This window comes from Ruegeria sp. CK3 (assembly GCF_056536565.1).
Window position 1 is genome coordinate 91,831 of the sequence record NZ_JBQFPV010000005.1, and the last position, 25,263, is coordinate 117,093.

Genomic DNA, 25,263 nt, shown 5'->3' on the forward strand with positions numbered 1-25,263 from the left:
ACGGGCTTACGAACCCAGCTTTTGGGCAACCAGCTCGTTCACGGCCTTGGGGTTGGCTTTGCCGCCGGTGGCTTTCATCACTTGACCGACAAACCAGCCTGCCAGCTTCGGGTTCACCTTGGCCTTTTCAACCTGCGCCGGGTTGGCAGAGATGATCTCGTCCAAAGCGGCCTCGATGGCACCCGTGTCGGTGACCTGCTTCATACCGCGCTCTTCAACGATCTGCGCCGGGTCACCGCCTTCGGTGTAGACGATTTCGAACAGGTCCTTGGCAATTTTTCCTGAGATGGCATCCGAGGAAATCAGGTCGATGATCCCACCCAACTGCGCCGGAGATACAGGCGAGTCGGTGATGTCGTGGTCTTCTTTCTTCAGGCGACCAAACAGCTCGTTTATGACCCAGTTCGCGGCCAGTTTGCCGTTGCGGCCTTTTGCGACCTCTTCGAAATAGGCGGCGCTTTCGACCTCTGCGGTCAGGACTGAGGCGTCATAGTCGGTCAGGCCGAACGCTTCGATGAACCGCGCTTTTTTCTCGTCGGGCAGCTCAGGCAGATTGGCGGCGATGTCGTCGACCCATGCCTGTTCGATCTCCAAAGGCAGCAGGTCGGGGTCCGGGAAATAGCGGTAGTCATGCGCTTCTTCCTTGGACCGCATCGAGCGGGTCTCACCCTTGTCAGGATCGTACAGGCGGGTTTCCTGATCGACCTTGCCACCAGCTTCGACGATGGCGATCTGACGGCGGGCTTCGACCTCAATCGCCTGCTGAATAAAGCGCATCGAGTTCATGTTCTTGATCTCGCAGCGGGTGCCCAGATGCGAGAAGTCCTGCGTTTCCTGATACTTCTCATACGCGCCCGGCAAACAGATCGAGACGTTCACGTCCGCCCGTAGGTTGCCGTTCTGCATGTTGCCATCACAGGTGCCCAGATAGCGCATGATCTGGCGCAGCTTGCCGATATAGGCGGCAGCTTCTTCGGGGCCACGGATGTCGGGGCGGCTGACGATCTCCATCAGGCAGACGCCGGTCCGGTTCAGGTCGACGAAGGACATATGCGGGTCCATGTCATGGATCGACTTGCCCGCGTCCTGCTCCATGTGAATACGTTCGATGCGAACCATGCGCGCGGTGCCGTCGCCCATCTCAACCAGCACTTCGCCTTCGCCCACTATGGGGTGATAAAGCTGCGAGATCTGATAGCCCTGCGGTAGGTCAGGGTAGAAATAGTTCTTGCGGTCAAAAGCCGATTTCAGGTTGATATCCGCCTTCAGGCCCAGACCCGTGCGCACGGCCTGTTCCACGCAATATTCGTTGATCACAGGCAGCATGCCAGGCATCGCCGCGTCCACGAAGGCCACGTTCGAGTTCGGCTCGGCCCCAAATTGGGTCGACGCGCCGGAAAACAACTTGGCATTGGATGAGACCTGAGCGTGCACCTCCATCCCGATCACCAGTTCCCAATCGTGCTTGGCCCCGGCAATGGTTTTGATTTTCGGCATTTCGTATGTCAGGTCGAGCATGTCGCGCCTCTAATTTCCGCAGAAGTCTAGGCTTGCGTATTAGGCCCGGCGCGCCAAAGGGGCAAGGGGTTAGTTCCCTGAGACTTGCAACCCTGTAGGCGTGAAGGTCACGCTTTGACCATTGCGCAGTTCTTCGCGCAGTTGATCAGCGATCGCGCGCAGAGCATCCCGGCGGCCACGTGCGGCGAAGCGCTCGGTCGAGTTGACGCGCAGGCTGTTGCTGAACCCGTTCGCCGCATGGGCCCAGATCAGGGGGTGCAGCTCGGTCAGGTGATCGCGGATCAGCCAGTTTGCAGCCTCGCAAATCTGTTTGCGGGCGATGTCGGCCTTTGGGTTGCGGCTCATCCCGTTCTGCAACGTGACCGAGCAATAGGCCGCTAACAGGTTGATCGTTTGCTGGTCGGGGCGGCGTTCGACGATGTCATGTAAGCCTTCCAGAAAATACTCGACGTCCACACGCGCGCAGGCTTCGTCATCCAGTGCAATGGCATCGAACTGAACCCAGGTATAGCCACCTGCGCCCCATGTTTTTTGAGTGCGCGCGGCGTTGCGTAGGGCCTGAACTTCCAGCTGGTCGTAGGTTCCAAACCTGCGTGGCAACAGATGGCTGCCCATGGCGCGCATGTGGCGATGGTTTTGCGGGTCAAGCGTGATCAGCTCTTCGTATTTGTCTGCCACACGGGTGCGTGGGCTGACATGGCCCGCCAAAAGGGCACAATCCGCAGCGGCAATCGCTGGGCTGTTCGGCATGGCAGAGCGGCAGTCCTTCAGCAAATCGGCAGCGCGGTCGAAATGCGCGGCGCAACGAGATTGATGCAGTGCGGGTAGGTCTTTGGGGTCTGCTGTCCCGCGCCATGCCCAAGCCAAATCAATATGAGCCAATGCCACCACAAGGGCGATCATCGGGTCACCGGGGTGGTTCTGAATTTCACCCTCCAGTTCAGAGATGCCTGCCAGAAAGTCATAGTCTGACTGAGTTCTGCCATCCGACAAGGCATGTTCCGCCGCCAGCACAACATCTGCCCGGGCCCCGAAACCCAACAGGTCGGCAACCGGCTGACCGCAGGGCGTGGTTTCACGTGCTTCATCCGCGGCCCGCATGTCTTTTGAGAGTTCGACCCACATATCCTGACGCGCCAGATGGCGTCCGCGTTCAATAACCTGATGACCGGCGGTGTCATCTGTTTCCGCGATAGGGATGTTCAACTGCCCCGAGGCGACAAGCCACGCGGTTGCATCCGCAACAGACGCGGGCAAAGGCGTAGAGGTGGGACTGGAAGAGCCGAAAATACGGGCGGCAGCCGCCCTGAAAGACCGAAACATGGCAAAACTCGAACTGTAACAAACGTGTAACGCGTTCAGTTTGCCAAAAACTGTGTCTATTTCAAGGAGTCGTTGCGCACGTTAGTCCGAGGTGTGGTCAATTAGCCTATGGTCCTGGGATTGTTTCAAAAAACCCTAAAATGATGACGCTCAACGGTAAATCCCGCCTGCTGCAACACGTCTTCGAACTCTTTGTGTGGGGGCAGCGACTCATCCGGCAGGCGGAGGCGCTTGTCTGATTTCAGCACTGCCGAGACGCGGACCGAGAAATCCCAGCGGGTGTCAAATCGGAACCGGTCAACCTCGGACAGGTCCAGTCCGCCGCTGCGTTGACCGGTGAACCAGCGCAGTTTCTCGCCGGTCAGTTCGACCCCGGCGCTGGTGTCTTTTACGATATCCCAGACGGCCGGGAGTGTTGCCAGCGCGAGCAACGCCATCAACCACCAGGCCGCGTTCAGGAAAATGATCAGGCCGATCAGCACCGCGTAGATGCAGATCAGCAAGATCACCACACGTGGGTTCCGGTTTTGCCGTGTAAAGCTGAACGAGGTCATGCGCCGAGGATGCGCGAGACCATCTCGGTCGTGTCGCGTGACAGGTCGGGCGTGTCGGCGATCCGTTGCAGCTGCGCGCGCATCAGCGCCTGACGGTCGGCGTCATATCGTTTCCACGTCTGGAACGCTGAACACATACGCGCCGTGGTCTGCGGGTTCACCGGGTCCAACCGGATCAGCCAGTCGGCAAGCAGGGCATAGCCCGCTCCGTCTGCCTGATGGAAACCCGCGTGATTCATGGCCAGCGATCCCATCAAGGCGCGGAATCGGTTGGGGTTTTTCCAATTGAAATCGGGATGCTCTGTCAGGGTCCGCGCGGCCTCTACTGTTCTCTGAGGGGCGGCCATCGAGACCTGCAGACCAAACCATTTGTCGACCACCAGCCGGTCATGTTTCCACTGGTTATAGAACGCGCTCAGTTCCGCCTCACCTTTGCCCGCGCGCAGCACGCAGGACAGGGCGGTCAGTTGCAGTGTCATATTGTCGGCAGTTTGGTACGCGTCTGCTGCCTTGCTGCCGCCGTCGAGACGAGAGGTAAGAGCAAGCGCCGCTCCGCCCAGTGCACGTTTGCCGGATTGCGCCGCATCCGGTTGGTATTGCGCGTCCACAAGTGTTTCGCTGTGCAGCTTGGGCAGAAGATCCTGTACGTGTTGCGCAGTGGCTTGACGGAGAGTCTCGACAGCGGTCCAGATGGCCATCGGGTCGGGTGTGACGCCCTTGTCATGCAGGGCGGCGGCCAGTTCGGATTGGGTCGGAAGGCCCAGCATCAAGGCCCGATAGGCCGGGTCCAGTGTTTCATCGCGCAGCACAGCCAGCAGGCCATCCAGATAGTCGGAATCCGGCGTCGCCTCTTCGGTGATCATGCGCAGCAGACTGTCCTCGGCCAGCGAGCGCCCGGCCTGCCAGCGGTTGAACGGATCGGTGTCATGGGCCAGCAGAAAGGCGCGCTCAGCATTCGAAGTGTCATGTTCAAGGATCACAGGGGCCGAGAAATCGCGTAGGATTGAGGGCACGGGTTTGGCCGCAAGCCCGGTGAAGGAAAAGCTCTGCTCGGCCTCGGTCAGCTCCAGCACTTGGGTTGCGTGAACCTCGTCGCCGTTCGGGCCCAGCAAGCCGACAGCGACGGGAATGACCTGAGGCTGCTTATCCTCTTGTCCCGGAGTCGGGTCGGTGCGTTGGCTCAGCGTCAGCGTGTAGGTACCATCCGCCCATTCCTCCGCCACGGATACGCGCGGGGTGCCGGACTGGCTGTACCAGCGTTTGAACTGGCTCAGGTCGCGGCCTGTTGTGTCCTCAAAGACTTGAAGCCAATCCTCGATCGTACAGGCTTGCCCGTCATGGCGATCGAAATACAGATCCAGCGCCTTTCCATAGGCCTCATCCCCGACCAAGCGTTTCAGCATGCCGATGACCTCGGCACCTTTCTCATAGACGGTTGAGGTGTAGAAGTTGTTGATTTCCTGAAAACTCTCGGGCCGGACGGGGTGTGACAGCGGACCATTGTCCTCGGGGAACTGCCGTGCGCGCAGGTCGATGGCGTCGTGGATGCGCTTGACCGGTGCCGAGCGCATATCCGAGGTGAACTGCGCATCGCGGAAAACGGTCAGCCCCTCTTTGAGGCACAGCTGGAACCAGTCGCGGCAGGTTATGCGGTTGCCGGTCCAGTTGTGGAAATACTCATGTGCGATGATCGCCTCGATCCGTTCGAAATTTACGTCGGTCGAGGTTTCCGGACTGGCCAGAACGGCCGAAGAGTTGAAGATGTTCAGCCCCTTATTCTCCATCGCGCCCATGTTGAAATCGTCCACGGCGACGATGTTGAACACGTCCAGATCGTATTCGCGGCCGTAAACGTTCTCATCCCATTTCATGGACTTCTTGAGCGCCTCCATCCCGAAGGCACATTTGCCTTCGTCACCGGGGCGCACCCAGAGGTTCAGCTCTACCTCGCGGCCCGACATGGTGGTGAACTGGCCCGGATGCGCGATCAGGTCGCCAGCGACCAGAGCAAACAGGTAGGCGGGTTTGGGCCATGGATCCGTCCATTCGGCCCAGCCTTCGCCTTTGCCGGACGGGTTGCCGTTGGACAGCAGCACCGGAAGGTCGCCATTGATGCGCACCGTGAAGGTCGACATCACATCGGGGCGGTCCGGGTAGTAGGTGATCTTGCGGAATCCCTCGGCCTCGCACTGGGTGCAATACATGCCGTTCGACATATAGAGCCCTTCAAGCGCGGTGTTATTGCCGGGGTCGATCTCGACTTCCGCCTCCCAGACAAAGGGGGCGTCGGGGGCGGCAACCGTCAGCCCCTCAGGCGTGAGGGTCGGGGACACTTCGGCACCGTCGATAGATGCGCGGATCAACTTCAGTTGCTCGCCATGCAGGAAAAAGGTGCGATCGCTGGCCTCAGGGTTCGGACGAAAGGCGATGTGGGATGTGACGCGGGTGGCATTTGCTGCGAGATCAAATGTCAGATGCACATTGTCCACCAGATACCCGAAGGGGGTGTAGTCTTTCAGATAGATCGTGGTGGGGGCGGCGTCGCGCATCGGGGGCCTCGCAAAGGTTGGGTCGAGGGCGACGTTAGGGGCATCGCGGCAGGGCTGCAAGCCGCCTGTATCCGCTGTTTGCGGCGTTGATTTCGCATTTTGGTAAGATTTTCTTACCAGAACGTAGCGGCATACGTTGCCTATCGGAAACTTTCGCTCTAAATGCTGACGGCATACAGTGGCGTACATTCGTGGGAGAGGAAGAAAATGGCCAGCAGACAGACACGCAGCGGACTTCAGGTCGATCCGGTTCTGGTCGCATTCATCGAAGGTCAGGCTTTGCCCGGCACCGGTGTCACCGCCGAGACCTTCTGGAATGGCCTGTCGCGCATGGTATCCGAATTAGGCCCCAGGAACCGCGCCTTACTCGCCAAACGCAAAGAGATTCAGGACCAATTGGATGCATGGCACCTGGATCGCAAAGGTCAGGACCACGACGCCGAGGCTTATCAGGCGTTCCTGCACGAGATCGGGTACCTGGTAGAAGATGGTGAAGACTTCCAGATCGAAACCGCCAATGTCGACCCCGAGATCGCCGCAACGCCCGGCCCTCAGCTGGTTGTGCCAATCACCAATGCGCGCTTTGCTCTGAATGCCGCGAATGCCCGATGGGGCAGCTTGTATGATGCGCTCTATGGCACGGATGCGATGGGCGATTTGCCTGCGGGCGGCGGCTACGATGCCGCCCGCGGCGCGCGTGTCATTGCATGGGCCAAAGCGTTTCTCGACGATGCTGTGCCATTGGCCAGCGGATCCTGGGCTGATGTCACGAAGCTGAGCGTTGAGGCAGGCGCTTTGGTTCCTGCTCTGGAGGACGCCTCCAGCTTTGTGGGCCATGGCGGCGGCGCTGAAAAGCCCGAGTTCATCCTGTTGAAAAACAACGGTCTTCACATTCAGATCATGATCGACCCAATCAGCGCGATTGGCGCTGCTGATCCGGCCAACATCTCGGACTTGCGGCTCGAGTCCGCGTTGTCGACGATCATGGATTGCGAGGACTCCGTGGCCTGCGTGGACGCCGCTGACAAGGTTGTTGCCTATGGCAACTGGCTGGGTCTGATGAAGGGTGACCTGACCGAAGAGGTTAGCAAATCCGGCAAGACATTTACCCGCCGGTTGGCGGCTGATCTGGACTTCACAGACGTGAACGGTGCTGATGCGCGTGTGAAAGGCCGCTCCCTGATGCTGGTGCGCAATGTGGGTCATTTGATGACCAACCCGGCCGTGCTGGATGCCGAAGACAACGAGATCGGCGAGGGCCTCATGGACGCTCTTTGCACCACGTTGATTGCCATGCATGATCTGGCGCGCGACGGCGGCAACTCGGTCACCGGGTCGGTTTACGTGGTGAAGCCCAAAATGCATGGACCCGAAGAGGTCGCCTTCTCGGTCGAGATTTTCGATATGGTCGAAGACATCCTGGGCTTGCCGCGCAACACCGTGAAGCTGGGTATCATGGATGAGGAACGGCGCACCTCGGCCAACCTCAAGGAATGTATCCGGGCAGCGAAATCGCGCGTGGCCTTCATCAACACGGGTTTCCTTGACCGGACCGGGGATGAGATTCACACCTCGATGGAGGCAGGCCCGATGTTGCCCAAGGGCGATATCAAGAACACACCGTGGATTGCGTCCTACGAGGATCGCAACGTCGATATCGGTCTGGCCTGCGGCCTGAAAGGCAAGGCGCAGATAGGCAAAGGCATGTGGGCGATGCCCGATCGCATGCGCGATATGCTGGAGGCAAAGATCGGCCATCCGCAATCCGGTGCCACCTGCGCATGGGTTCCCTCGCCAACCGCTGCGACTTTGCATGCTACGCACTATCATAAGGTCGACGTTCTGGCCCGTCAGGACGAGCTGGCTGCCGGAGGCGCGCGCGGAACGTTGGAGGATTTGCTGACCGTTCCGCTGCTGGCTGGCCGCAACCTCAGCGATGATGAGATCACCCGAGAGATCGAGAACAACGCGCAGGGTATTCTGGGCTACGTCGTGCGCTGGGTCGATCAGGGTGTTGGATGCTCGAAAGTGCCGGACCTCAACGACATTGGTTTGATGGAAGACCGCGCGACCTGTCGGATTTCCAGCCAAGCGCTGGCAAACTGGTTGCACCACGGTGTTATCAGCGAAGAACAGGTGATGGCGGCGATGCAGAAGATGGCCGCTGTTGTGGACCGTCAGAACGAAGGAGACGCAGCCTATCATCCGATGGCGCCCGGTTTTGATGGCATTGCCTTCCAAGCGGCCTGCGATCTGGTGTTCAAGGGGCGTGTGCAACCGTCGGGCTATACTGAGCCGGTCCTGCATGCCCGCCGTTTGGAGTTGAAAGCCAGCTTGGGTTAAGTGGATAGGACGGGACCGAGGGGGCTGTCTGCCCGCATCGCGCCAGAGGCGCGACTCCCCCGAGGATTTTTTTAGCCAGATGAAAGGGATCAGGCATGGCAATTTCCTTGCGCAAGGCGCGCACCATCATTCGTAGAGCTCTGGAAGAGGGGCGTCGGTTGGAGTTGAAACCGCTTTCGGTCGTTGTGCTGGATGCGGGCGGTCATGTCATTGCGTTCGAGCGCGAAGATGGCGCGGCCCCAGGTCGGTTCGGAATTGCGCAGGGCAAGGCCTACGGCTCGGTCATGTTGGGAATGGCCGGGACGGCGCAGATGCAGCGGGCCGAAGCGCAGGCCTATTTTATGGCGGCGGTGAATGGCGTCTATGGCGGGCAGGTGGTTCCGGTGCCGGGCGGTGTGCTGCTGCGCGACAAGAAAGGGGCCGTGATCGGTGCCGTTGGCGTGACAGGCGACACTTCGGACAATGACGTGCTTGCTGCGATGGCAGGGATCGAAGCCGCGAACCTTGTTGGCGAAAGCTGATTTCCTTGAAGAAGGGGAGAGCCTGCGCTGGCTCTCTTACTCAACTTGGGTTTTTGTATTGCACGTTTAGCGGGCAATGGGAGCCCGATTGTGGCACTGTCCCGTCGGATGCATAGATGTGCGACATTGAACAGGTACTTGCGCTGACACACAGGGCCTGTGCTATTGCGCGCTGTTGTCCCTGCCGATAGCTTTTCCTCAAGTTTTGGAAACAAATTAGGAAAGCAGAATGTCTCGACCCGTCGTCGGTATCATCGGCAACTCTTACTTGATGAATGACAACTACCCGACGCATGCCGGTGGCACGATGAACTCGGATGCCGTTGCGAATGTTTCAGGGTGTTTGCCACTGCTGATCCCGGCTGATCCACGATACGTCTCGGTCGAGGAGTTGCTGGACGCCTGCGACGGGTTTCTTCTGACGGGCGGTCGACCGAATGTTCACCCCGAGGAATACGGTGAGCCGCCGACTGAAGCGCATGGCGATTTCGACCGGGCGCGCGATGCGATCACCTTGCCGCTGGTGCGTGCCTGTGTTGAGCGGGGCCAGCCGTTTTTTGGAATTTGCCGGGGGTTTCAGGAGGTTAACGTGGCGATGGGTGGGACGCTGTATCCCGAGATCCGCGACCTTCCGGGGCGGCAGAACCACCGGATGCCTCCGGATGGAACGCTTGAGGAGAAGTTTGCCCTTCGCCACGTCGTAACTCTGAACGAAGGCGGCGTGTTCCACCGGCTGTTCGGCGCGCGCGAAGTGATGACCAATACGCTGCACGGTCAGGGGATCAAGGCCGTAGGTCAGAACGTTGTGATCGACGGCCTTGCACCGGATGGCACGCCCGAGGCGATTTATGTCAAAGATGCGCCGGGCTTCACCCTCTCGGTCCAATGGCACCCGGAATGGGATGCTGCAAATGACCCGGTCTCGCGCCCGTTGTTTGAGGCGTTTGGCGCGGCCGTCAAAGCCTGGTCCGCAGGATCAAGCACGCGGTTCCTGCAACAGACAGCTTAAGTTTTGGCACCGGACCGGCCGGGAGGGGATGCCGGACCGGTGCGTCGCGATCAAATCAGTAGGTCGAACTGATTGATCAGCGGCAGGGTTCGCGCGCGTTCTCCGGTCAGATCAAACAGCGCATTACCTAAGGCCGGCATCGAGGGGGGTGTACCGGGCTCACCTGCGCCGCCCATATGGCGGTTGGTCTCGAGAACGCGCACTTCGACCTGCGGAGCCGTGTGCATGCGAAGTGCGTCATAGTCGGGGAAGTTGAACTGCTCGACTTCGCCCTCGGCAAAGGTGATCTCGCCGTGGCAAGCGGCGCTCAGGCCATACATCATCCCGCCGAACATCTGCGCCTTGACGTTTTCTGGATCCAACGCGAGACCCATGTCACAAGCGATCCACGCCTTGTTGATGCGGATCGTGCCGTCTTCGTCGACCACCTCGATCACCTGCGCGACCGGAGTGCCGAAGCTGTAGGTAAAGGCGACACCTCGACCGACGCCAGCCGGAGTTTGACCCGTCCAGCCCGACATCTCTTTCACGGCCTCAAGGCAACCTGCCGAAGGGGCGTGCTCGGTCTTCATCAACTCCAGCCGGAACTCCAGCGGGTCGCGGCCTGCGGCGTGGGCCATCTCGTCCATGAAGGTCTCATGGAAAAAGCCGTTATGGCTATTGCCGACCGAGCGCCAGAAGCCAACAGGCACGTCGAGCTTCGCGATATGGCCGCTCATCCGGTAGTTCGGAACCGCATAAGGTTGGTTGAAGAAGCCCTCGACCAGAACTTTGTCAGGGCCCGCACCGGGCATTCCGGTATAGCGCTCAACCGCTTGCTGCGTACAGGATTGCGAGGCAACCGCGCCGTCGATCAGCACCGCTTTGCCATCCTTCACAGCACCGCGCAGTCGAGCGATTGCGCCAGGGCGGTAGTAGTCGTGGCGCATGTCTTCTTCGCGGCTCCAGGTCGTCTGGACCGGAGTGCCGGGCATCGCCATGGCGACCTTGGTGGCGATCTCGCCGAAATCCAGTTCCCCACGACGACCAAACCCACCGCCCAGATAGGTGGTGTGGATCTGCACCGCATCCGTATCCAGACCGGCGGTATTGGCGACGCGGAATTGGATCAGAGTGGGCGCTTGATTGCCGCACCACAGTTCCAGCGCGTCTCCGGTGAAAAGCGCGGTGGCGTTCATCGGCTCCATCGTAGCGTGCGCCAGATAGGGCAGGCGGTATTCGGCGGTGATTTCGGTCGCGCCCTCGGGCGTGACGCTGACGTCGCCGTCGTCGCGCATGGTCGAGTTTGGGGAATCGTCAAACGCCTCGGCGATCTTGGCGAAGATGCCGTCGGTTTCCGGCGGGTAGGGGGCATCCCCCCAATCAACGTCGATCGCCTCAACCGCTTGATTGGCGAGCCATGTGTTGTTGGCGATGACCGCAACGCCAGTGCCCAGATCGACGATCTGTTCGACGCCCGGCATGTCTTTTGCGGCGCTGTCGTCATAGCCGTTCATCGCGCCGCCCAGCTTGGGGTTCATGCGCACGGCTGCAAATTTCATACCGGGCAGGCGGACATCGACGCCGAATTCAGCAGTACCCGTCGCTTTGCCAACCATGTCCAGACGCGGTTGGGTCTGGCCCAGATACCGCCATTCGGACGGGTCACGCAGAGGCACCTCGACCGGCTCAAGACCGGCCGCATCCATCGCGAGGTCGGTATAGGCGATCTTGTCGCCATTGGGCGCGATGACGTGCCCAGAGGCCGTCTGTAGTTGCGACGGGTTAACCTCCAGACGGTCGGCAGCTGCCCGTTTCAGTGTCTCGCGGGCCGACGCGCCGGCCTGCCGCATCCGCTCGAACCCGTCTTTCATCGAGGTCGAGCCACCGGTGACCTGAAGGCTCAGCGCTTTGCCGAGGACACCCAGCGCCTCACCCAGATTGTGCTGGAAGTTCGAGATGTCGTAGCCCTTGTTCGGCAGTCCTTCGCCAACCAATGCGGAATTGTAATACGCCGCCGCAGCAGGGCCATGCAGCACGTTGATCTGGTCAAGATCGACGTCCAACTCCTCGGCGATCAAAGCAGCCCAGGTCGTCTTAATGCCCTGTCCCATTTCGGCACGCGGGGCGAACAGGGTCACGCCATTCTGGTCGATCAGAATGAATGGGTTCAGCGCAGCCTCTCCCTCGCCGGGTTTCAGCGGGTTCGGGGCGGGACGGGTAACGTAGTAACCCCCAAAGGCCACACCGCCGACGATGGCAGCCGAGCCAATCAGGAAGGTGCGGCGCAGAATTTTCCCAACTTTTCCCATCTCTTAAGCCTCCTGCAACTTGCCAGCGGCGTCTTGGATCGCGGCGCGGATGCGGGGATAGGTGCCACAGCGGCACAGGTTGCCCTGCATCGCGTCGTCTATGTCCGCATCCGTTGGAGCGGGGTTTTCGGCCAACAAAGCCGCCGCCTGCATGATCTGACCGGACTGGCAATAACCACATTGTGCTACCTGATGATCCACCCAGGCCTGCTGGATCACGGCCATCGCTTCGGGCGAACCGATGCCTTCGATCGTAGTCACATCGCCCCAGACATCCGAAAGCGACACCTGGCACGATCGCACGGCCTCACCATCGATATGCACGGTGCACGCGCCGCAGGCGGCCACACCGCAGCCGAATTTTGTTCCGGTCAGGCCGACCTCATCCCGGAGGACCCAAAGCAGGGGGACGTCTTCGGGCAGGTCAACCTGATGTTGCTTGCCGTTGATCTTCAGCGCGGTTGCCATGGCACACCTCTCGTAGCTGTGGCGGTTTCTGACATAATTGCCTGAAAGTGTCAGTGTGTCAATTGACAAATTATACGAAAAATGTCAGATCGGTTTCATGACAGAAAAACAGGACGATCCGCGGCAACAGGCCATTCTTGCGTCGGCGCTTGAGGCATTTGCGGCCTATGGGTTTCGCAAAACCTCGATGGATGATATCGCCAAAGGGGCGGGTATGTCGCGCCCGGCCGTTTATTTGCACTACAAGAATAAAGAGGCGATCGTGCGCAGCCTGACGCGCGCGCACTACGCCGAGAAGACCGCAAACGTATCGCGGGCCTTGTCGGGCAGTGGTAGCGTGTCCCAGCGTTTGGCGCGTGCGATTGACGGCCAGATCAAGGGGTTGGCTGAGATACTGACCTCTCCCCACGGGCGCGAGATGCTGGATACCAGCAAATCGACCGCCTCGGACATTCTGGCCGAGGGTGAGGCGGAAATGACCGCGCTTTATGCCGACTGGTTGCGCCGTGAAGAAAGCGCGGGACGCGTTCGTCTGCCCAACGGCCCGGACGAGACGGCGAAGACCATCACTGCGACCCTGATGGGCGTAAAGATGACTGCAACCAACGCTGATGAGTTCGAAACACGCATCTCGCAATTGGCGGAATTGCTGGGCGCCGGGCTCGAGGTCAGGTAACCCGCTGGCGGATTTTGTACTCGGGTTGGTCCCACAGGTCGTTCGTGATGATATCCGCCAGAATCTCTGCGGCCTGTTCCACGTCGCTTTCGTCAACATAAAGTGGCGTGAAGCCAAAGCGCATGATGTCCGGTGCGCGGAAATCTCCGATTACGCCGTGCGCAATCAGCGCCTGCATGGCGGCGTAGCCTTCGGCAAAGTGGAACGAAACCTGACTGCCGCGCCGCGCCGGATCGCGTGGGCTGGCAAGGGTTAGGCCGGGGCAGGTGGCCTCGACCTTTGCAATGAACAACTCAGTCAGTTCGATGGATTTCGCCCGGACATCGACCATCTCTGCCATGTCCCATACATCCATCGCCGCAGACAGCGCGGCCATTTGCAAGACTGGAGGGGTGCCGACCCGCATCCTCTCAATCCCCGAACCGGGACGATAGTCGAGATCGAAGGCAAAGGGTGCTTCGTGCCCCAGCCATCCCGAAAGCGCCGGGCGGACGCGGTCGGACAGGCGCGGAGCAACGTAGATGAACGCGGGCGCACCTGGGCCGCCGTTGAGGTATTTGTATGTGCACCCGACCGCGAAATCGGCATTGCACCCGGCCAGATCGACCGGAATTGCACCGGCAGAATGGGCCAGATCCCAAACCGTTACCACACCGTTGGCATGGGCCAATTCGGTCAGGGCCTTCATGTCGTGCATACGGCCGGTGCGATAGTCGACCTCGGTCAGCATCAGAACGGCGACCTCTTCGGTGATGTTTTCGGCGACCTCTTCCGGGGCGACGACGCGCAATTCGTACTCCGCGCCCAGCGAGCGCAGCAATCCGTCCGCCATATACAGATCGGATGGGAAATTGCCGTTGTCCGACAGCACAACCTTGCGGTTCGGGTTCAGCTCCAACGCCGAAGCAACGGCCTGATAGACTTTGATCGACAGCGTATCACCCACCACAACGCTGCCTGCCTCTGCCCCGATCAGGCATCCGATCCGATCCCCCAGACCCGTAGGCAATCCCATCCATCCGGCCTTGTTCCAACCGGTAATCAGCATCTGCCCCCATTCCTGCGTCGCCGTCTGGTGCAGACGCGCATCAACCGCCTTTGGCAACGGACCCAGAGAGTTGCCGTCAAGATAGAGAATGCCTTCGGGCAGTTCGAACATGGCTTTGGTTGCTTTGAAGTCGGTCATTCCGGCTGGGCCCTGTTGTTTATTTTGGTTATATCCGTTGGCTATCGGATGCGCTAAGCGCTGTCTACCGACGCATATCTTCGAAATAAATTGCCGCGACCTTTTGATGTTTTGATCTTAAGGTCGGAAAGCGGTAGACAAACTGTCGAAAACGACACTTTCTTTGAGAGATATCGACAGGTAATCAGCGCGAATGCAGAAAATCGACATCCCTCCGATCTGGTTGCTGGGGGCGGCTTGCCTCGCGTGGTTTCAAGCGCAACACCTGTCCTTTGGACTGTCCCTTGAAGGGTGGTTGACTGATCTTGCCAGCGGCGTGCTAATCGGGGGCGGTATTCTTTTGGCTGTTCTGGCGGTCGTCGAATTCCGCCGCCATCAGACGACGGTAATGCCACACCAGACCCCATCCAGCATGGTGCAAAGCGGAATTTTCAAACGCAGCCGGAACCCAATCTATCTGGGGGACGTTCTTATCCTGACCGGTTTGATCCTGCGCTTCGATGCGGTCTTGTCGCTGGTTCTCGTGCCGATTTTCGTCTGGATCCTGGAACGCCGCTTTATCGAGCCGGAAGAGGATCGCTTGCGCCGCAAATTTCGCGCTGACTTCGCCCGTTATGCGCAAAAGACGCGGCGTTGGATTTGAAGGTGTGCTGCCAATGACACAACGTAACGAATGCTGCAGTTGCGAAATAATCTTTCGCAATGTAGGTGGGGATTGAACAAAAGATGCAAAGAACTCGCGCGAACATATCGAAAGTAAAGGAGGCTCTCCGTTGAAGATAGGAACGCCAAAAGAAGTTTTTGACGGTGAGAACCGGGTGGCGATGACGCCGGACTCGGCGCGCCAGCTGCAAAAACTGGGCTATGACTGCCTGATCGAAAAGGGTGCCGGTGCTGCGGCGGGCTTTTCTGATGCGGCTTACAAAGAGGCCGGTGTCGAGGTTATGAAAACCGCGGCGTCACTTTGGAAAGCTGCGGACATCGTCGCCAAGGTGCGCCAGCCGAATGAGACTGAGTTGAAGCGCCTGACCAAAGGCAAGACGCTGATCTCTTTCTTCAACCCGGCAGGGAACGAAGAGGGGATGGAGGCTGCCAAGTCCAAAGGCGCGAATGTAATTGCGATGGAGATGGTTCCGCGTATTTCCCGTGCGCAAAAGATGGACGCTTTGTCCTCAATGGCGAACATCGCCGGTTACCGTGCGGTAATCGAGGCGGGTAACAATTTTGGCCGTTTCTTCACCGGTCAAGTGACGGCGGCCGGTAAAGTGCCGCCTGCCAAGGTGTTGATCGTTGGCGCGGGTGTGGCCGGTCTGGCGGCGATTGGGACGTCCACGTCGCTGGGCGCGATCACCTATGCGTTCGACGTGCGCCCCGAAGTGGCCGAACAGGTCGAGTCGATGGGGGCCGAGTTTGTCTACCTGGACTTTGAAGAAGACCAGCAGGACGGTGCTGCCACCGGCGGCTATGCCAGCGTTCAGTCGGAAGAGTTCCGCGAAGCGCAGCTGGCCAAGTTCCGTGAGCTTGCTCCGGAAATGGACATCGTCATCACCACCGCGCTGATCCCGAACCGCGAAGCGCCTGAGCTTTGGACCAAGGATATGGTCGAAGCGATGAAGCCGGGCTCGGTCATCGTGGATTTGGCGGCAGAAAAAGGCGGCAACTGCAAGCTGACCGTCGCGGATGAGAAGATCGTGACCGACAATGGCGTGACCATCATCGGCTATACCGACTTCCCCAGCCGGATGGCAGCGCAGTCGTCGTCTCTGTATGCGACCAACATCCGTCATATGATGGCGGATCTGACGCCCGAGAAGGACGGTCAGATCAATCACGATATGGAAGATGACGTGATCCGCGGTGCAACCGTGACCCATGAGGGTGAGATCACCTTCCCGCCGCCACCGCCCAAGGTGCAGGCGATTGCGGCGCAAAAGAAACCCGAGGTCAAGGAACTGACCCCGGAAGAAAAAAAGGCGCAGGAAATTGCAGCCTTCAAGGCGCAGACCAAACAGCAGTTCACCCTGCTGGGTGTCGGTGGCGCGCTGATGTTGCTGGTGGGGCTGATCGCTCCGGCAAGCTTCATGCAGCACTTTATCGTCTTTGTTTTGGCGATCTTTGTGGGCTTTCAGGTGATCTGGGGCGTTGCGCACAGCTTGCACACACCGCTGATGGCGATCACCAACGCGATCTCGTCGATCATTATCGTTGGGGCGTTGATGCAGATTGGGTCCGGGTCGTTCCTGGTTATTCTGCTGGCGGCACTGTCCGTTTTCATGGCCGGGATCAATATCTTCGGCGGCTTCCTCGTAACCCGGCGCATGCTCGCCATGTTCCAGAAATCCTAAGGAGGTCGGGCATATGATTGGCTTCACTTCTGCCGCTTACGTTGTTGCGGCTGTCCTTTTCATCCTGTCGCTCGGAGGCCTTTCGAACCAGGAAAGCGCCAAGCGCGCGGTCTGGTATGGTATCGTTGGTATGGCGCTGGCGGTCTTCGCCACGCTTGTCGGTCCGGGTTCGGGCCTCTGGCTGCTGTCCATTCTGCTGATCATCGGCGGTGGTCTGATCGGTCAATACGTGGCGCAACGCGTCCAGATGACCGAGATGCCGCAGCTGGTCGCTGCGATGCACTCGCTGGTCGGTCTGGCGGCTGTGTTCGTCGGCTTCAACGCGCATTTTGAGATCGGAAACGTGGCTCAGGTCATGGCGATCAAAGATAGCGCGGGTCAGGCGGACCTGTCCGACCTTGGCGCCTTTGCCAAGTTGATCGCCAAGAAGACTCCGGCGGAACTGGCGATCCTGCATGTTGAGCTGTTCCTGGGCATCTTCATCGGTGCGATCACCTTTACCGGCTCGGTTGTGGCCTATGGCAAGCTGGCGGGCAAAGTGACCTCGGCGGCGACCAAACTGCCCGGTGGTCATATGCTGAACGCGGCGGCTGCGGGTCTCTCGCTGATCTGTCTGATCTGGTACACCAGCTCGGGCGGTCTGTTCCCGCTGTTCCTGATGACACTGGCGGCACTGTTCATCGGCTATCACCTGATCATGGGGATCGGTGGTGCTGACATGCCGGTGGTTGTGTCGATGCTGAACTCGTATTCAGGTTGGGCAGCTGCGGCGATCGGCTTCAGCCTTGGCAACGACCTGCTGATTGTGGTCGGCGCTCTGGTCGGATCGTCGGGTGCGATTCTGTCCTACATCATGTGCAAGGCGATGAACCGTCACTTTGTCAGCGTGATCCTGGGCGGCTTCGGTGGCCCGCAGGGTGAGCAGATGGCTGTCGAAGGCGAACAGATCGCAATTGAGGCGGACGGTGTGGCGGCTGCGTTGAACGATGCGGATAGCATTGTCATTATCCCGGGTTACGGCATGGCTGTTGCTCAGGCACAGCAGTCGGTGTCCGAGCTGGTCCGCAAGCTGCGCGCCAAGGGCAAAGAGGTGCGCTTTGCGATCCACCCCGTTGCTGGACGTCTGCCGGGCCACATGAACGTGCTGCTGGCCGAGGCGAAAGTGCCGTATGACATCGTGCTGGAGATGGACGAGATCAATGATGATTTCCCGGACACGGATGTTGCCATCGTCATCGGCTCGAACGACATCGTGAACCCAGCGGCGCAGGAGGATCCCAACAGCCCCATCGCCGGAATGCCGGTTCTGGAATGCTGGAAGGCCAAGCAGGTCTTTGTGTCGAAGCGCGGTCAGGGCACTGGCTATTCTGGCATCGAGAACCCGCTGTTCTTCAAAGAGAACACGCGCATGTTCTATGGCGACGCCAAGCAGTCGCTAGACAAGCTGCTGCCGATGATCGAGTGATCAAAACGCACAATTCAATTGCAAAGGGCGCCTGCGGGCGCCCTTTTCTTTTCTACTTTGAAGCGGGCTTGGCCTTCGCGCCTCCAGAGTATTGCAGCCAGATGAAGCAGGCTTGATATGCTATTTTACGTCTGAAGGGTACTTTGTGGGAGCAAGGTCATGGAGAAAGTAAACGGAATCGGCGGGGTCTTTTTTCGTGCGAAGAACCCCAAGGCCTTGAGCGAATGGTATGAAAAGCACCTGGGGGTAAACCACTACGATCCGGTCCCTTGGAAGCAGGCTGAGGGCTATACCGTTTTTGCACCCTTCGCGCAGGATACCGCGTATTTTGGCCGAAGCGAGCAGCAGTGGATGGTCAATTTCAGGGTTGATGATCTGGCCGCTTTGACACGTCAGTTGAAGGACGCAGGGATCACCGTCGAAACCAATCCGGATTGGGACAGCGAGGTAGGCAAATTCGCCCGTATTCACGATCCCGAGGGCAATCCCATCGAGCTATGGCAACCAAATCAATGAATTGGCTGGAATGTATACCGTCGCATTCTTGTAAGTATCTGAAATAAAATGGGAATTGATGTATTTTGGGTGTGCCGTATAGTGTGTCGGATGAATCGGAGCCCCGCATGACGCCAATCGATGACCACCCTTTACGCTATCGGCTTGCCAATGAACTGCACGCCCGACCTTTTCCGGTGGCGCAGGTTCCATGCACGGTTGCCTTTCTGGCGATCAAGAAGCCCGGCCCGTCGCAAGGTGGGGACCGGCAGGACGACATAGCGCATTTGATCAATCTGCTGGATCGTCACGGCGCGCCGCACCCTCAGCCCGACGCGACCCACTATGCGGGGCAGATCGGACGCTATTGGCTCAAGTGGGAACAACACACTGAGTTCGTAACCTTTACTGCGATCTCTCAGAACGTGAGTGAGCGGGCGTTCAACCCCGCCGACTTTGAAGTCTTCCCCCCGGATTGGATGATGGCCAGTCCCGGCCAAAGGATCACGTCGGCTTTGCTACGAGTTGTTCCGCGCCCAGAGGATGACGTCGTCCAGAACCTGCTACCGGATTGGTTCGAACCCGAAAGCCTTGCTGTGTCCCGCGTTTTGGACGATGCCGCGATCTGCGCCAGCGATTTTCGTATCGACCCGGCAGGGCATATGCGGTTTGCGCTGTTCGTCTCGGATGGAACCGGAGAGCGCCGGGTTGGGCGGATCATCCAGCGCCTGTGCGAGATTGAGACCTACAAGGCCATGTCCATGTTGGGGTTTGCACGGGTCAAATCGCTGACCCCTCGCATCGGCGAGTTGGATCAGAAGCTGACCGCGCTGATGGGCGAAATGACCGATGGCGGCAAACATCCCGATGATATGCTACCGCAGCTTCTAAAAACCTCGACCGAGTTGGAGACGATCTCGGCACGCTGTTCCTTTCGGTTTGGGGCCACAGGCGCTTACGAGGCCATCGTTAACCAGCGCGTCAAGGTCTTGCGGGAAGAGCGGTTCATGGGGGGGCAGAGCTTTGCAGATTTCATGATGCGCCGCTATGACCCTGCGATGCGGACTGTAAAATCGACGGAACTGCGTCTACAGGCCCTGTCCGACCGGGCCATCCGCGCCGGAGATCTTCTGAGAACACGTGTGGACGTAGAACGCAGCGCGCAGAACCAGGCCTTGCTGGAAAGCATGGACCGCCGCGCCGATCAGGCCCTGCGCCTGCAGCGCACAGTCGAGGGGTTATCGGTGGTTGCCATCAGCTACTACGCCGTCTCGCTGGTCAGCTATCTGCTGTATCCTCTGACGTCGGCGGGGATCAGTAAGGGAATGTTGACGGCTTTGGTCACGGTCCCGGTCATTCTGGCCGTTTGGGTGGGCGTCCGCAGAATTCGGCGTCGGCTAGAGTGAGCAGCGCTTGCCTCTGTTTGGTAGCGTTGTACTAGTAGCCGACGAAGCGCATCGAACAAGCGGAGCTTTGATATGATCAGTGTCGTTGCTGCATGGCGCGCCGTCACAGCGATGTTCGCGCTGAATGGTGCCCTGTTCGGTATCTGGGCCTCTCGCATTCCTGCGGTGCGCGATCATCTGAACCTCAGCCATGAAGAGCTTGGCTATGGTCTTTTGTTCATGGCAGCGGGTGCCGTCTGCTCCTTCCCGGTGACCGGGCGATTGACCGACCGGTTTGGGGCCGTATTGATCACGCGGATCATCGCGGTGCTGTACACCTTTTCGCTGGTTTTGCTGGCGCTGGCCGACAGCTTCACCATGCTTGCTGCATTCTTGTTTCTGTTTGGTGCCTTTCATGGCTCGATGGACGTGGCGATGAACGCATGGGCTGCCGAGGTAGAGCAGGCTTACGACAAACCGCTCATGTCCTCATTTCATGCGATGTGGAGCCTTGGTGCCGGCCTCGGGGCGGTCAGTGGATTTGCAGCGGTTCAGTGGGATGCGACTGTTCTGCAGCATTTCCTGGTTGCGGGGGGAGTTGTTGTCGCCTTGGCTCTAGCGATGTCCTGGGTACAATGGACGTCGCGCCGCGCGGAGCAGTCTCAAGGTGCCGTGTTTGCATTCCCGTCCGGGGTGTTGATCCTCGTTGGCTTCACGGCGCTATGCGGTGCGTTGGGGGAAGGTGCCGTCGCAGATTGGAGCGCCCTTTTCCTGCGCGACGTCACCGGAGCCGCTGAGAGCGTCGCAGCCTTGGGCTATGCGGTTTTTTCGGTCGCAATGGTGGTGTGTCGTTTGGGAGGCGGCTTCCTCATCGCGCGCGTCGGCCCGGTCGCTGCGGCGAGGGGCGGTGGTGTCTTTGCTGCGATAGGGGTGTTCTGCGTTGTGTCCGCCGGTGCTGCACCATTGGCGTTGGTCGGGTTCACGTTGATGGGGGTCGGCTATGCTGTGATCATGCCCTTGGCGTTCAGCCGCGCAGCCAACGACCCAAACATCCCACCGGGACAGGCCATCGCCAGTGTCGCGACGCTCGGATATGGGGGGTTGTTGATCGGACCGCCGCTGATCGGGTTTCTGGCCGAATTGCTGTCGCTGCGGATGGCGTTTGGTGTCTTGCTGCCGCTTGCGGTGCTGATCGTGGTCTGTGCCGGCGCGCTGAAGCGCGCCGACTGAGTTTGATTACCGGCCGCGAATGCGCGGATCCAGCGCGTCACGTAGGCCATCGCCCAGATAGTTCACACTGAGAACAGTCAACGAGATCGCAAGGCCGGGCCAGAACACACGCTCGGGGTATTGCTGCAGATAGTCGACACCATCAAACAGCAGGCGGCCCCAGGTCGGGAAATCCGGCGGGAAGCCGAGCCCGAGGAAGGACAGCGCGCTTTCTGTGATGATCGCCGTCGCAATCCCCAGCGTCGCCGACACCATGATCGGAGACAGCACGTTCGGCAGGATGTGCCGTGTAATGATCTGCCGGTTGCTGGTGCCGATGGAGCGTGCGGCCAGAACGAACTCACGCTCTTTGATGGCCAGCACGTCGCCGCGCACGATCCGCGCCGTGGGCATCCATGAGGTGATGCCGATGGCGCAAACGATCAGGATGAAAATCCCACGCTCCAGCCCGAATGCGGCGGACAGTGGCTCGCGGAACAGCAGCATCATGACCAGCAGCAGCGGCAGAAGCGGCAGGGCCAGGAACAGATCGGTCAGGCGCATCAGCGGCCCATCGAGGCGTTTGAAGAAGCCTGCGATCACACCGATGAAAGACCCGAGAAACAGCGCCAGTAACATAGCGGTGATGCCCACCGAGACCGAGGTCTGCCCCCCCGACATCATCCGCGCCAGAATATCCCGGCCCAGCTGATCGGTGCCGAAAGGATGTGCCCAGCTGGGTCCCTGATTGCGTGACCGGATGTCGATCTGGGTTGGGTCGATGCTCCAAAGGTACGGCCCCAGATACACACCGGCGACGATGAAGATGAACAGGATCGCTCCGATCATCGCGCCTTTGTGCGTTTTGAACTGATCCCACACATCGCGCCACTGGCTGCGGGGCGGGGTGGCCAGGTCGTCCATCACTCCTGCGGTCGGCAGCGCGGTTGAGGCAGGTGCCAGTCCTTCGTCGGGGACCAGCGTGTCTGATTTATCAGTATCAGTCATAGCGAATCCTCGGGTCCAGAATGCCGTAGAGCACGTCAGCAATCAGGTTGAACAGAACGATCAACACGGCAAAGATGAATGTCAGCGTCTGCACCATCGGCAGGTCGTTGGCTTGAATCGCGCCGATCAGCAATTGGCCGATACCGTTCACCTTGAAAACCTGCTCGGTGATGATTGCGCCGCCGAAGATGGCCGGAATACCCAGCGCAATAACGGTAACCACCGGGATCATCGAGTTGCGCAGGACATGGACCATCACAACCGTGTATTCGCTCAGCCCTTTGGCGCGAGCGGTACGAACGTAGTCTTGGTTGAGGTTGTCCAGCATTGAAGCGCGCATGAAGCGGCTCAACTGCGCCGTGATCTGCAGCGCCAGCACCATGACCGGCATGATCATCTGCTTCAGCTGTACGACGAAGCTATCCCAGCTGTTTACCACATGGGTGGTGTCATAGATCGATGGGAACCAGCCCAGCTGGACCGAGAAGATCACGATTACCAGCACGCCCGAGAAGAAGGGCGGGACCGAAAAACCGACCATCGAGACGAATGTGCCCATCTGGTCGAACCAGGAATACTGTCGGTATGCGGAATAGATGCCGATGGGCAGGGCGATCAGGATGGCGACCACATAGGCGGTGCCAACAACCCACAGGGTCTGCGGGATACGCTGAACGACGATGTCCATAACGGGCGAGCGGGTCTGCCACGAAATCACACGTAGGTCACCTTCAGAGAAAGTGGTGCCAAACATATGGTCGATCAGAACCTGCGGCTCGATCCAGAAGAACTGCACGATCCATTTCCAGAACCGGATATGCATCGGCTGGCCAAGGCCAAGCGCCTCGCGCATCTTCTCTTTGACTTCGGGGGGGACGGTGAGGGGAACCTGAGCCATCGGGTCGCCTGGGGCAAGCTCGAGCAGCAGGAAAATGACGAGGCTGATGAACAGCAGCGTGGGTACGGCCAGCACCAGTCGTCTGATGGTAAAGTTGAGCATTCAAAGGCGCCTTTGTTGATGCGTCTTTTTGTTGGAGTGGTCTGCAAATGACCGCGCCCCGATAAAGATCGGGGCGCGATATTGCAAGATTAACGCTTAGGAACCGGTCTTGCGGTACCAGTCCGCAATGTTCCACAGCTCGCTGTCCCAAACGTTCAGGACAACACCACCCAGGGTGTTTGCATGCGCCGACAGACGGCCACGGTGCACCAGCGGGATCATGCCGCCGTTTTGAACCATGATGTCGTTCAGCTGCTTGGCGATTTCCGCACGGGCTTCCAGACCTGCGGTTTCAGCCAGTTTGGCGTGCAAGGCGTCAAACTCTTCGTTGCAGAAGCGGCTGATGTTCTCACCCTGCCACTGCGATTCTGGCTTCGGTGCCTTGTCGCACAGACCGTTGCCCAGATAGGACTGCGGGTCGGTGCCGTTGAAGGTGTTGGCGTACATCTCCACGTCGGCATAGAACTTCTGGAAGGTGTCAGGCGAACCCGGGTCACCACCGAAGAAGACCGATGCGTTGATGTTGCGCAGTTCGGAATCGATGCCGATCTGGCTCCACCATTCCTTGATCAGCGCCTGGAAGTCCTGACGCACGGCGTTGGTCGAGGTCTGGTAGACGATTTTCAGCGGCACACCGTCTTTTTCACGAATGCCGTCGCCATCGGTATCAACGATGCCTGCGTCGTCCAGCAGCTTCTTGGCGCCTTCGATATCCTGCGTGTCACAGCTCATCGAGGTCGAGCTAAACGCAGCCGGGGCCGGAACCCAGTTACAGGTCACCTTGCCAGCTTGGCCATAGCCGATTTCCACCAGCAGCGGGCGGTCGATGGCCATGGACATGGCTTTGTAAACGGCAGGATCCTGCAGGAATGGGTGCGGATGCGCGGCTGTCGAGCGCTCACCTTCCGGCAGGTCGGGTGATGGGTTGGTCTGGTTCAGCATGATACGCTCGACCAGCGGGCCAAAGCCCGCGACCGGAGTACCTTTGCCACCTTCCTGCATCTGCGCAATGACCTCAGGGGCGAGCTGCAGGTTCCACGCGTAGTCAAACTCGCCAGTTTCCATAACCGCACGACCTGCCGCTGTTGCGTCGCCGCCACCTTTGAAGGTCACGCTGGCAAATGCCGGCTTGGCCGGGTCACGGTAGTTGTCATTGGCGGCAAATGTAATCACGTCGTTTGGCTTAAACTCGGTGACGACAAATGGGCCAGTGCCGATCGGGTTGAAGTTCTGATCGGTGCATTCAGGGGCTTTTGCGCCCATGCAGTCAGCGAACTGAGCGGCCTGAATGATCGGGCTTTCACCACCCACAAACGGTCCGTAGGGGAAGGGGGTTGGTGCGTCGAACGTTACCTTAACGGTTAGGTCATCGACAGCTTCGACATCGGTGACGCCTTCAAACTTGGTCACCTGTGCACAACCGCCTTCTGGGTCCATGCAGTAGTTTGCGGTAAACACTACGTCGGCCGAGGTGAACGGAGTACCGTCCGACCATGTGAGGCCAGGCGCAATCTTCCAGGTGATGGTGGTCAGGTCTTCGCTGACGCCGCCATTTTCGACGGTCGGGATTTCAGCGGCCAGATACGGCACCATGTTCCCGTCTTGGTCGTAGCGTGCAAGTGGTTCGATAACCAGCGAGGCCGCCTCAACATCTTTTGTGCCACCCGACAGAAACGGGTTCATAATTGACGGAGCCTGCCAATAAATGATGCTGACATTGCCGTCCGATCCGCGCTCAGCAAAGGCCGCTGGAGCCATCGCCGTGCTTGCAATCGCACCAAGCAAAAGGGTTTTGATCTTCATAAGTCACTCCCGAATTGGACACTTGCGTGTCTCGATTATCTCCGCAATGCCTGCGGATTTGGCGTTGCCGACTTGTGGCTAAGGCATTGTTAGAAATAGCAATTGCATTTCGCGC

At 59.2% G+C, this 25,263-nt stretch carries 20 protein-coding genes; 10 read left to right on the plus strand and 10 right to left on the minus strand.

The window, feature by feature from the left end; translation table 11 throughout:
* Positions 1-6 precede the first annotated feature (6 nt).
* The 4 genes from gatB to pepN form a co-directional block, all read right to left on the minus strand.
* Complete coding sequence (gatB, locus tag ACR0C3_RS08110) at positions 7-1,518, minus strand: Asp-tRNA(Asn)/Glu-tRNA(Gln) amidotransferase subunit GatB (RefSeq protein ID WP_480758008.1); 1,512 nt, start codon at positions 1,516-1,518, stop codon at positions 7-9.
* A 69-nt stretch (positions 1,519-1,587) separates the two neighbouring features.
* Positions 1,588-2,841, minus strand: coding sequence for a hypothetical protein (locus tag ACR0C3_RS08115; protein WP_480758009.1), 1,254 nt, complete (start codon positions 2,839-2,841; stop codon positions 1,588-1,590).
* A gap of 125 nt (positions 2,842-2,966) precedes the next feature.
* Positions 2,967-3,395 (minus strand): hypothetical protein, encoded by a 429-nt coding sequence (locus ACR0C3_RS08120; protein WP_170375047.1) that lies wholly within the window; start codon positions 3,393-3,395, stop codon positions 2,967-2,969.
* Positions 3,392-5,944 carry an aminopeptidase N gene (pepN, locus tag ACR0C3_RS08125; protein WP_480758010.1) on the minus strand — a complete coding sequence of 851 codons (2,553 nt, stop codon included), beginning with the start codon at positions 5,942-5,944 and terminating at the stop codon, positions 3,392-3,394. The genes ACR0C3_RS08120 and pepN overlap by 4 nt, the downstream gene beginning before the upstream one ends.
* A gap of 207 nt (positions 5,945-6,151) precedes the next feature.
* Between pepN and ACR0C3_RS08130 the strand changes: the two genes are divergently transcribed.
* The 3 genes from ACR0C3_RS08130 to ACR0C3_RS08140 all read left to right on the plus strand — a co-directional run bounded on the left by ACR0C3_RS08130 (position 6,152) and on the right by ACR0C3_RS08140 (position 9,817).
* Entirely contained in the window at positions 6,152-8,287 is a 2,136-nt protein-coding gene (locus tag ACR0C3_RS08130) for a malate synthase G (RefSeq protein ID WP_480758011.1), read from the plus strand.
* 95 nt (positions 8,288-8,382) lie between these two features.
* Positions 8,383-8,808, plus strand: a complete 426-nt coding sequence (locus ACR0C3_RS08135; protein WP_480758012.1) for a GlcG/HbpS family heme-binding protein — start codon at positions 8,383-8,385, stop codon at positions 8,806-8,808.
* 229 nt (positions 8,809-9,037) lie between these two features.
* On the plus strand, positions 9,038-9,817 hold the full coding sequence (locus ACR0C3_RS08140; protein WP_170467954.1) for a gamma-glutamyl-gamma-aminobutyrate hydrolase family protein: 780 nt from the start codon (positions 9,038-9,040) through the stop codon (positions 9,815-9,817).
* 50 nt (positions 9,818-9,867) lie between these two features.
* Here ACR0C3_RS08140 and ACR0C3_RS08145 read toward each other — a convergent pair whose 3' ends face one another.
* Together ACR0C3_RS08145 and ACR0C3_RS08150 are read right to left on the minus strand one after the other, a co-directional pair.
* Positions 9,868-12,108 carry a xanthine dehydrogenase family protein molybdopterin-binding subunit gene (locus tag ACR0C3_RS08145; protein ID WP_480758013.1) on the minus strand — a complete coding sequence of 747 codons (2,241 nt, stop codon included), beginning with the start codon at positions 12,106-12,108 and terminating at the stop codon, positions 9,868-9,870.
* A gap of 3 nt (positions 12,109-12,111) precedes the next feature.
* Positions 12,112-12,576: a (2Fe-2S)-binding protein gene (locus ACR0C3_RS08150; RefSeq protein WP_170660676.1), complete on the minus strand. Its 465-nt coding sequence runs from the start codon at positions 12,574-12,576 to the stop codon at positions 12,112-12,114.
* A 97-nt stretch (positions 12,577-12,673) separates the two neighbouring features.
* Between ACR0C3_RS08150 and ACR0C3_RS08155 the strand changes: the two genes are divergently transcribed.
* Entirely contained in the window at positions 12,674-13,252 is a 579-nt protein-coding gene (locus ACR0C3_RS08155) for a TetR/AcrR family transcriptional regulator (protein WP_480758014.1), read from the plus strand.
* On the opposite strand, the gene kynU is transcribed toward ACR0C3_RS08155, so the two are convergent.
* Positions 13,245-14,438: a kynureninase gene (gene kynU / locus ACR0C3_RS08160; RefSeq protein ID WP_480758015.1), complete on the minus strand. Its 1,194-nt coding sequence runs from the start codon at positions 14,436-14,438 to the stop codon at positions 13,245-13,247. The genes ACR0C3_RS08155 and kynU overlap by 8 nt on opposite strands.
* 193 nt (positions 14,439-14,631) lie before the next feature.
* On the opposite strand from kynU, the gene ACR0C3_RS08165 reads away from it, so the two are divergent.
* From ACR0C3_RS08165 to ACR0C3_RS08190, 6 genes are all read left to right on the plus strand, one after another.
* Positions 14,632-15,081, plus strand: a complete 450-nt coding sequence (locus tag ACR0C3_RS08165) for a methyltransferase family protein (RefSeq protein ID WP_419738318.1) — start codon at positions 14,632-14,634, stop codon at positions 15,079-15,081.
* A 130-nt stretch (positions 15,082-15,211) separates the two neighbouring features.
* Positions 15,212-16,783, plus strand: a complete 1,572-nt coding sequence (locus ACR0C3_RS08170; RefSeq protein WP_170637123.1) for a Re/Si-specific NAD(P)(+) transhydrogenase subunit alpha — start codon at positions 15,212-15,214, stop codon at positions 16,781-16,783.
* A gap of 13 nt (positions 16,784-16,796) precedes the next feature.
* A complete protein-coding gene (locus ACR0C3_RS08175; protein ID WP_170375069.1) occupies positions 16,797-18,248 on the plus strand; it encodes an NAD(P)(+) transhydrogenase (Re/Si-specific) subunit beta in 1,452 nt (483 codons plus the stop codon).
* 159 nt (positions 18,249-18,407) lie between these two features.
* A complete protein-coding gene (locus tag ACR0C3_RS08180; RefSeq protein WP_480758016.1) occupies positions 18,408-18,764 on the plus strand; it encodes a VOC family protein in 357 nt (118 codons plus the stop codon).
* A 107-nt stretch (positions 18,765-18,871) separates the two neighbouring features.
* Positions 18,872-20,149, plus strand: coding sequence for a DUF3422 family protein (locus tag ACR0C3_RS08185; RefSeq protein ID WP_480758017.1), 1,278 nt, complete (start codon positions 18,872-18,874; stop codon positions 20,147-20,149).
* 72 nt (positions 20,150-20,221) lie between these two features.
* Entirely contained in the window at positions 20,222-21,358 is a 1,137-nt protein-coding gene (locus ACR0C3_RS08190) for an MFS transporter (RefSeq protein ID WP_480758018.1), read from the plus strand.
* 6 nt (positions 21,359-21,364) lie between these two features.
* On the opposite strand, the gene ACR0C3_RS08195 is transcribed toward ACR0C3_RS08190, so the two are convergent.
* From ACR0C3_RS08195 to ACR0C3_RS08205, 3 genes are all read right to left on the minus strand, one after another.
* Positions 21,365-22,345: an ABC transporter permease gene (locus ACR0C3_RS08195; RefSeq protein WP_170375078.1), complete on the minus strand. Its 981-nt coding sequence runs from the start codon at positions 22,343-22,345 to the stop codon at positions 21,365-21,367.
* Positions 22,338-23,345: an ABC transporter permease gene (locus ACR0C3_RS08200; RefSeq protein ID WP_170375080.1), complete on the minus strand. Its 1,008-nt coding sequence runs from the start codon at positions 23,343-23,345 to the stop codon at positions 22,338-22,340. The genes ACR0C3_RS08195 and ACR0C3_RS08200 overlap by 8 nt, the downstream gene beginning before the upstream one ends.
* Before the next feature lie 96 nt (positions 23,346-23,441).
* Positions 23,442-25,148, minus strand: a complete 1,707-nt coding sequence (locus ACR0C3_RS08205; RefSeq protein ID WP_480722897.1) for a peptide ABC transporter substrate-binding protein — start codon at positions 25,146-25,148, stop codon at positions 23,442-23,444.
* Between the last annotated feature and the right edge of the window lie 115 nt (positions 25,149-25,263).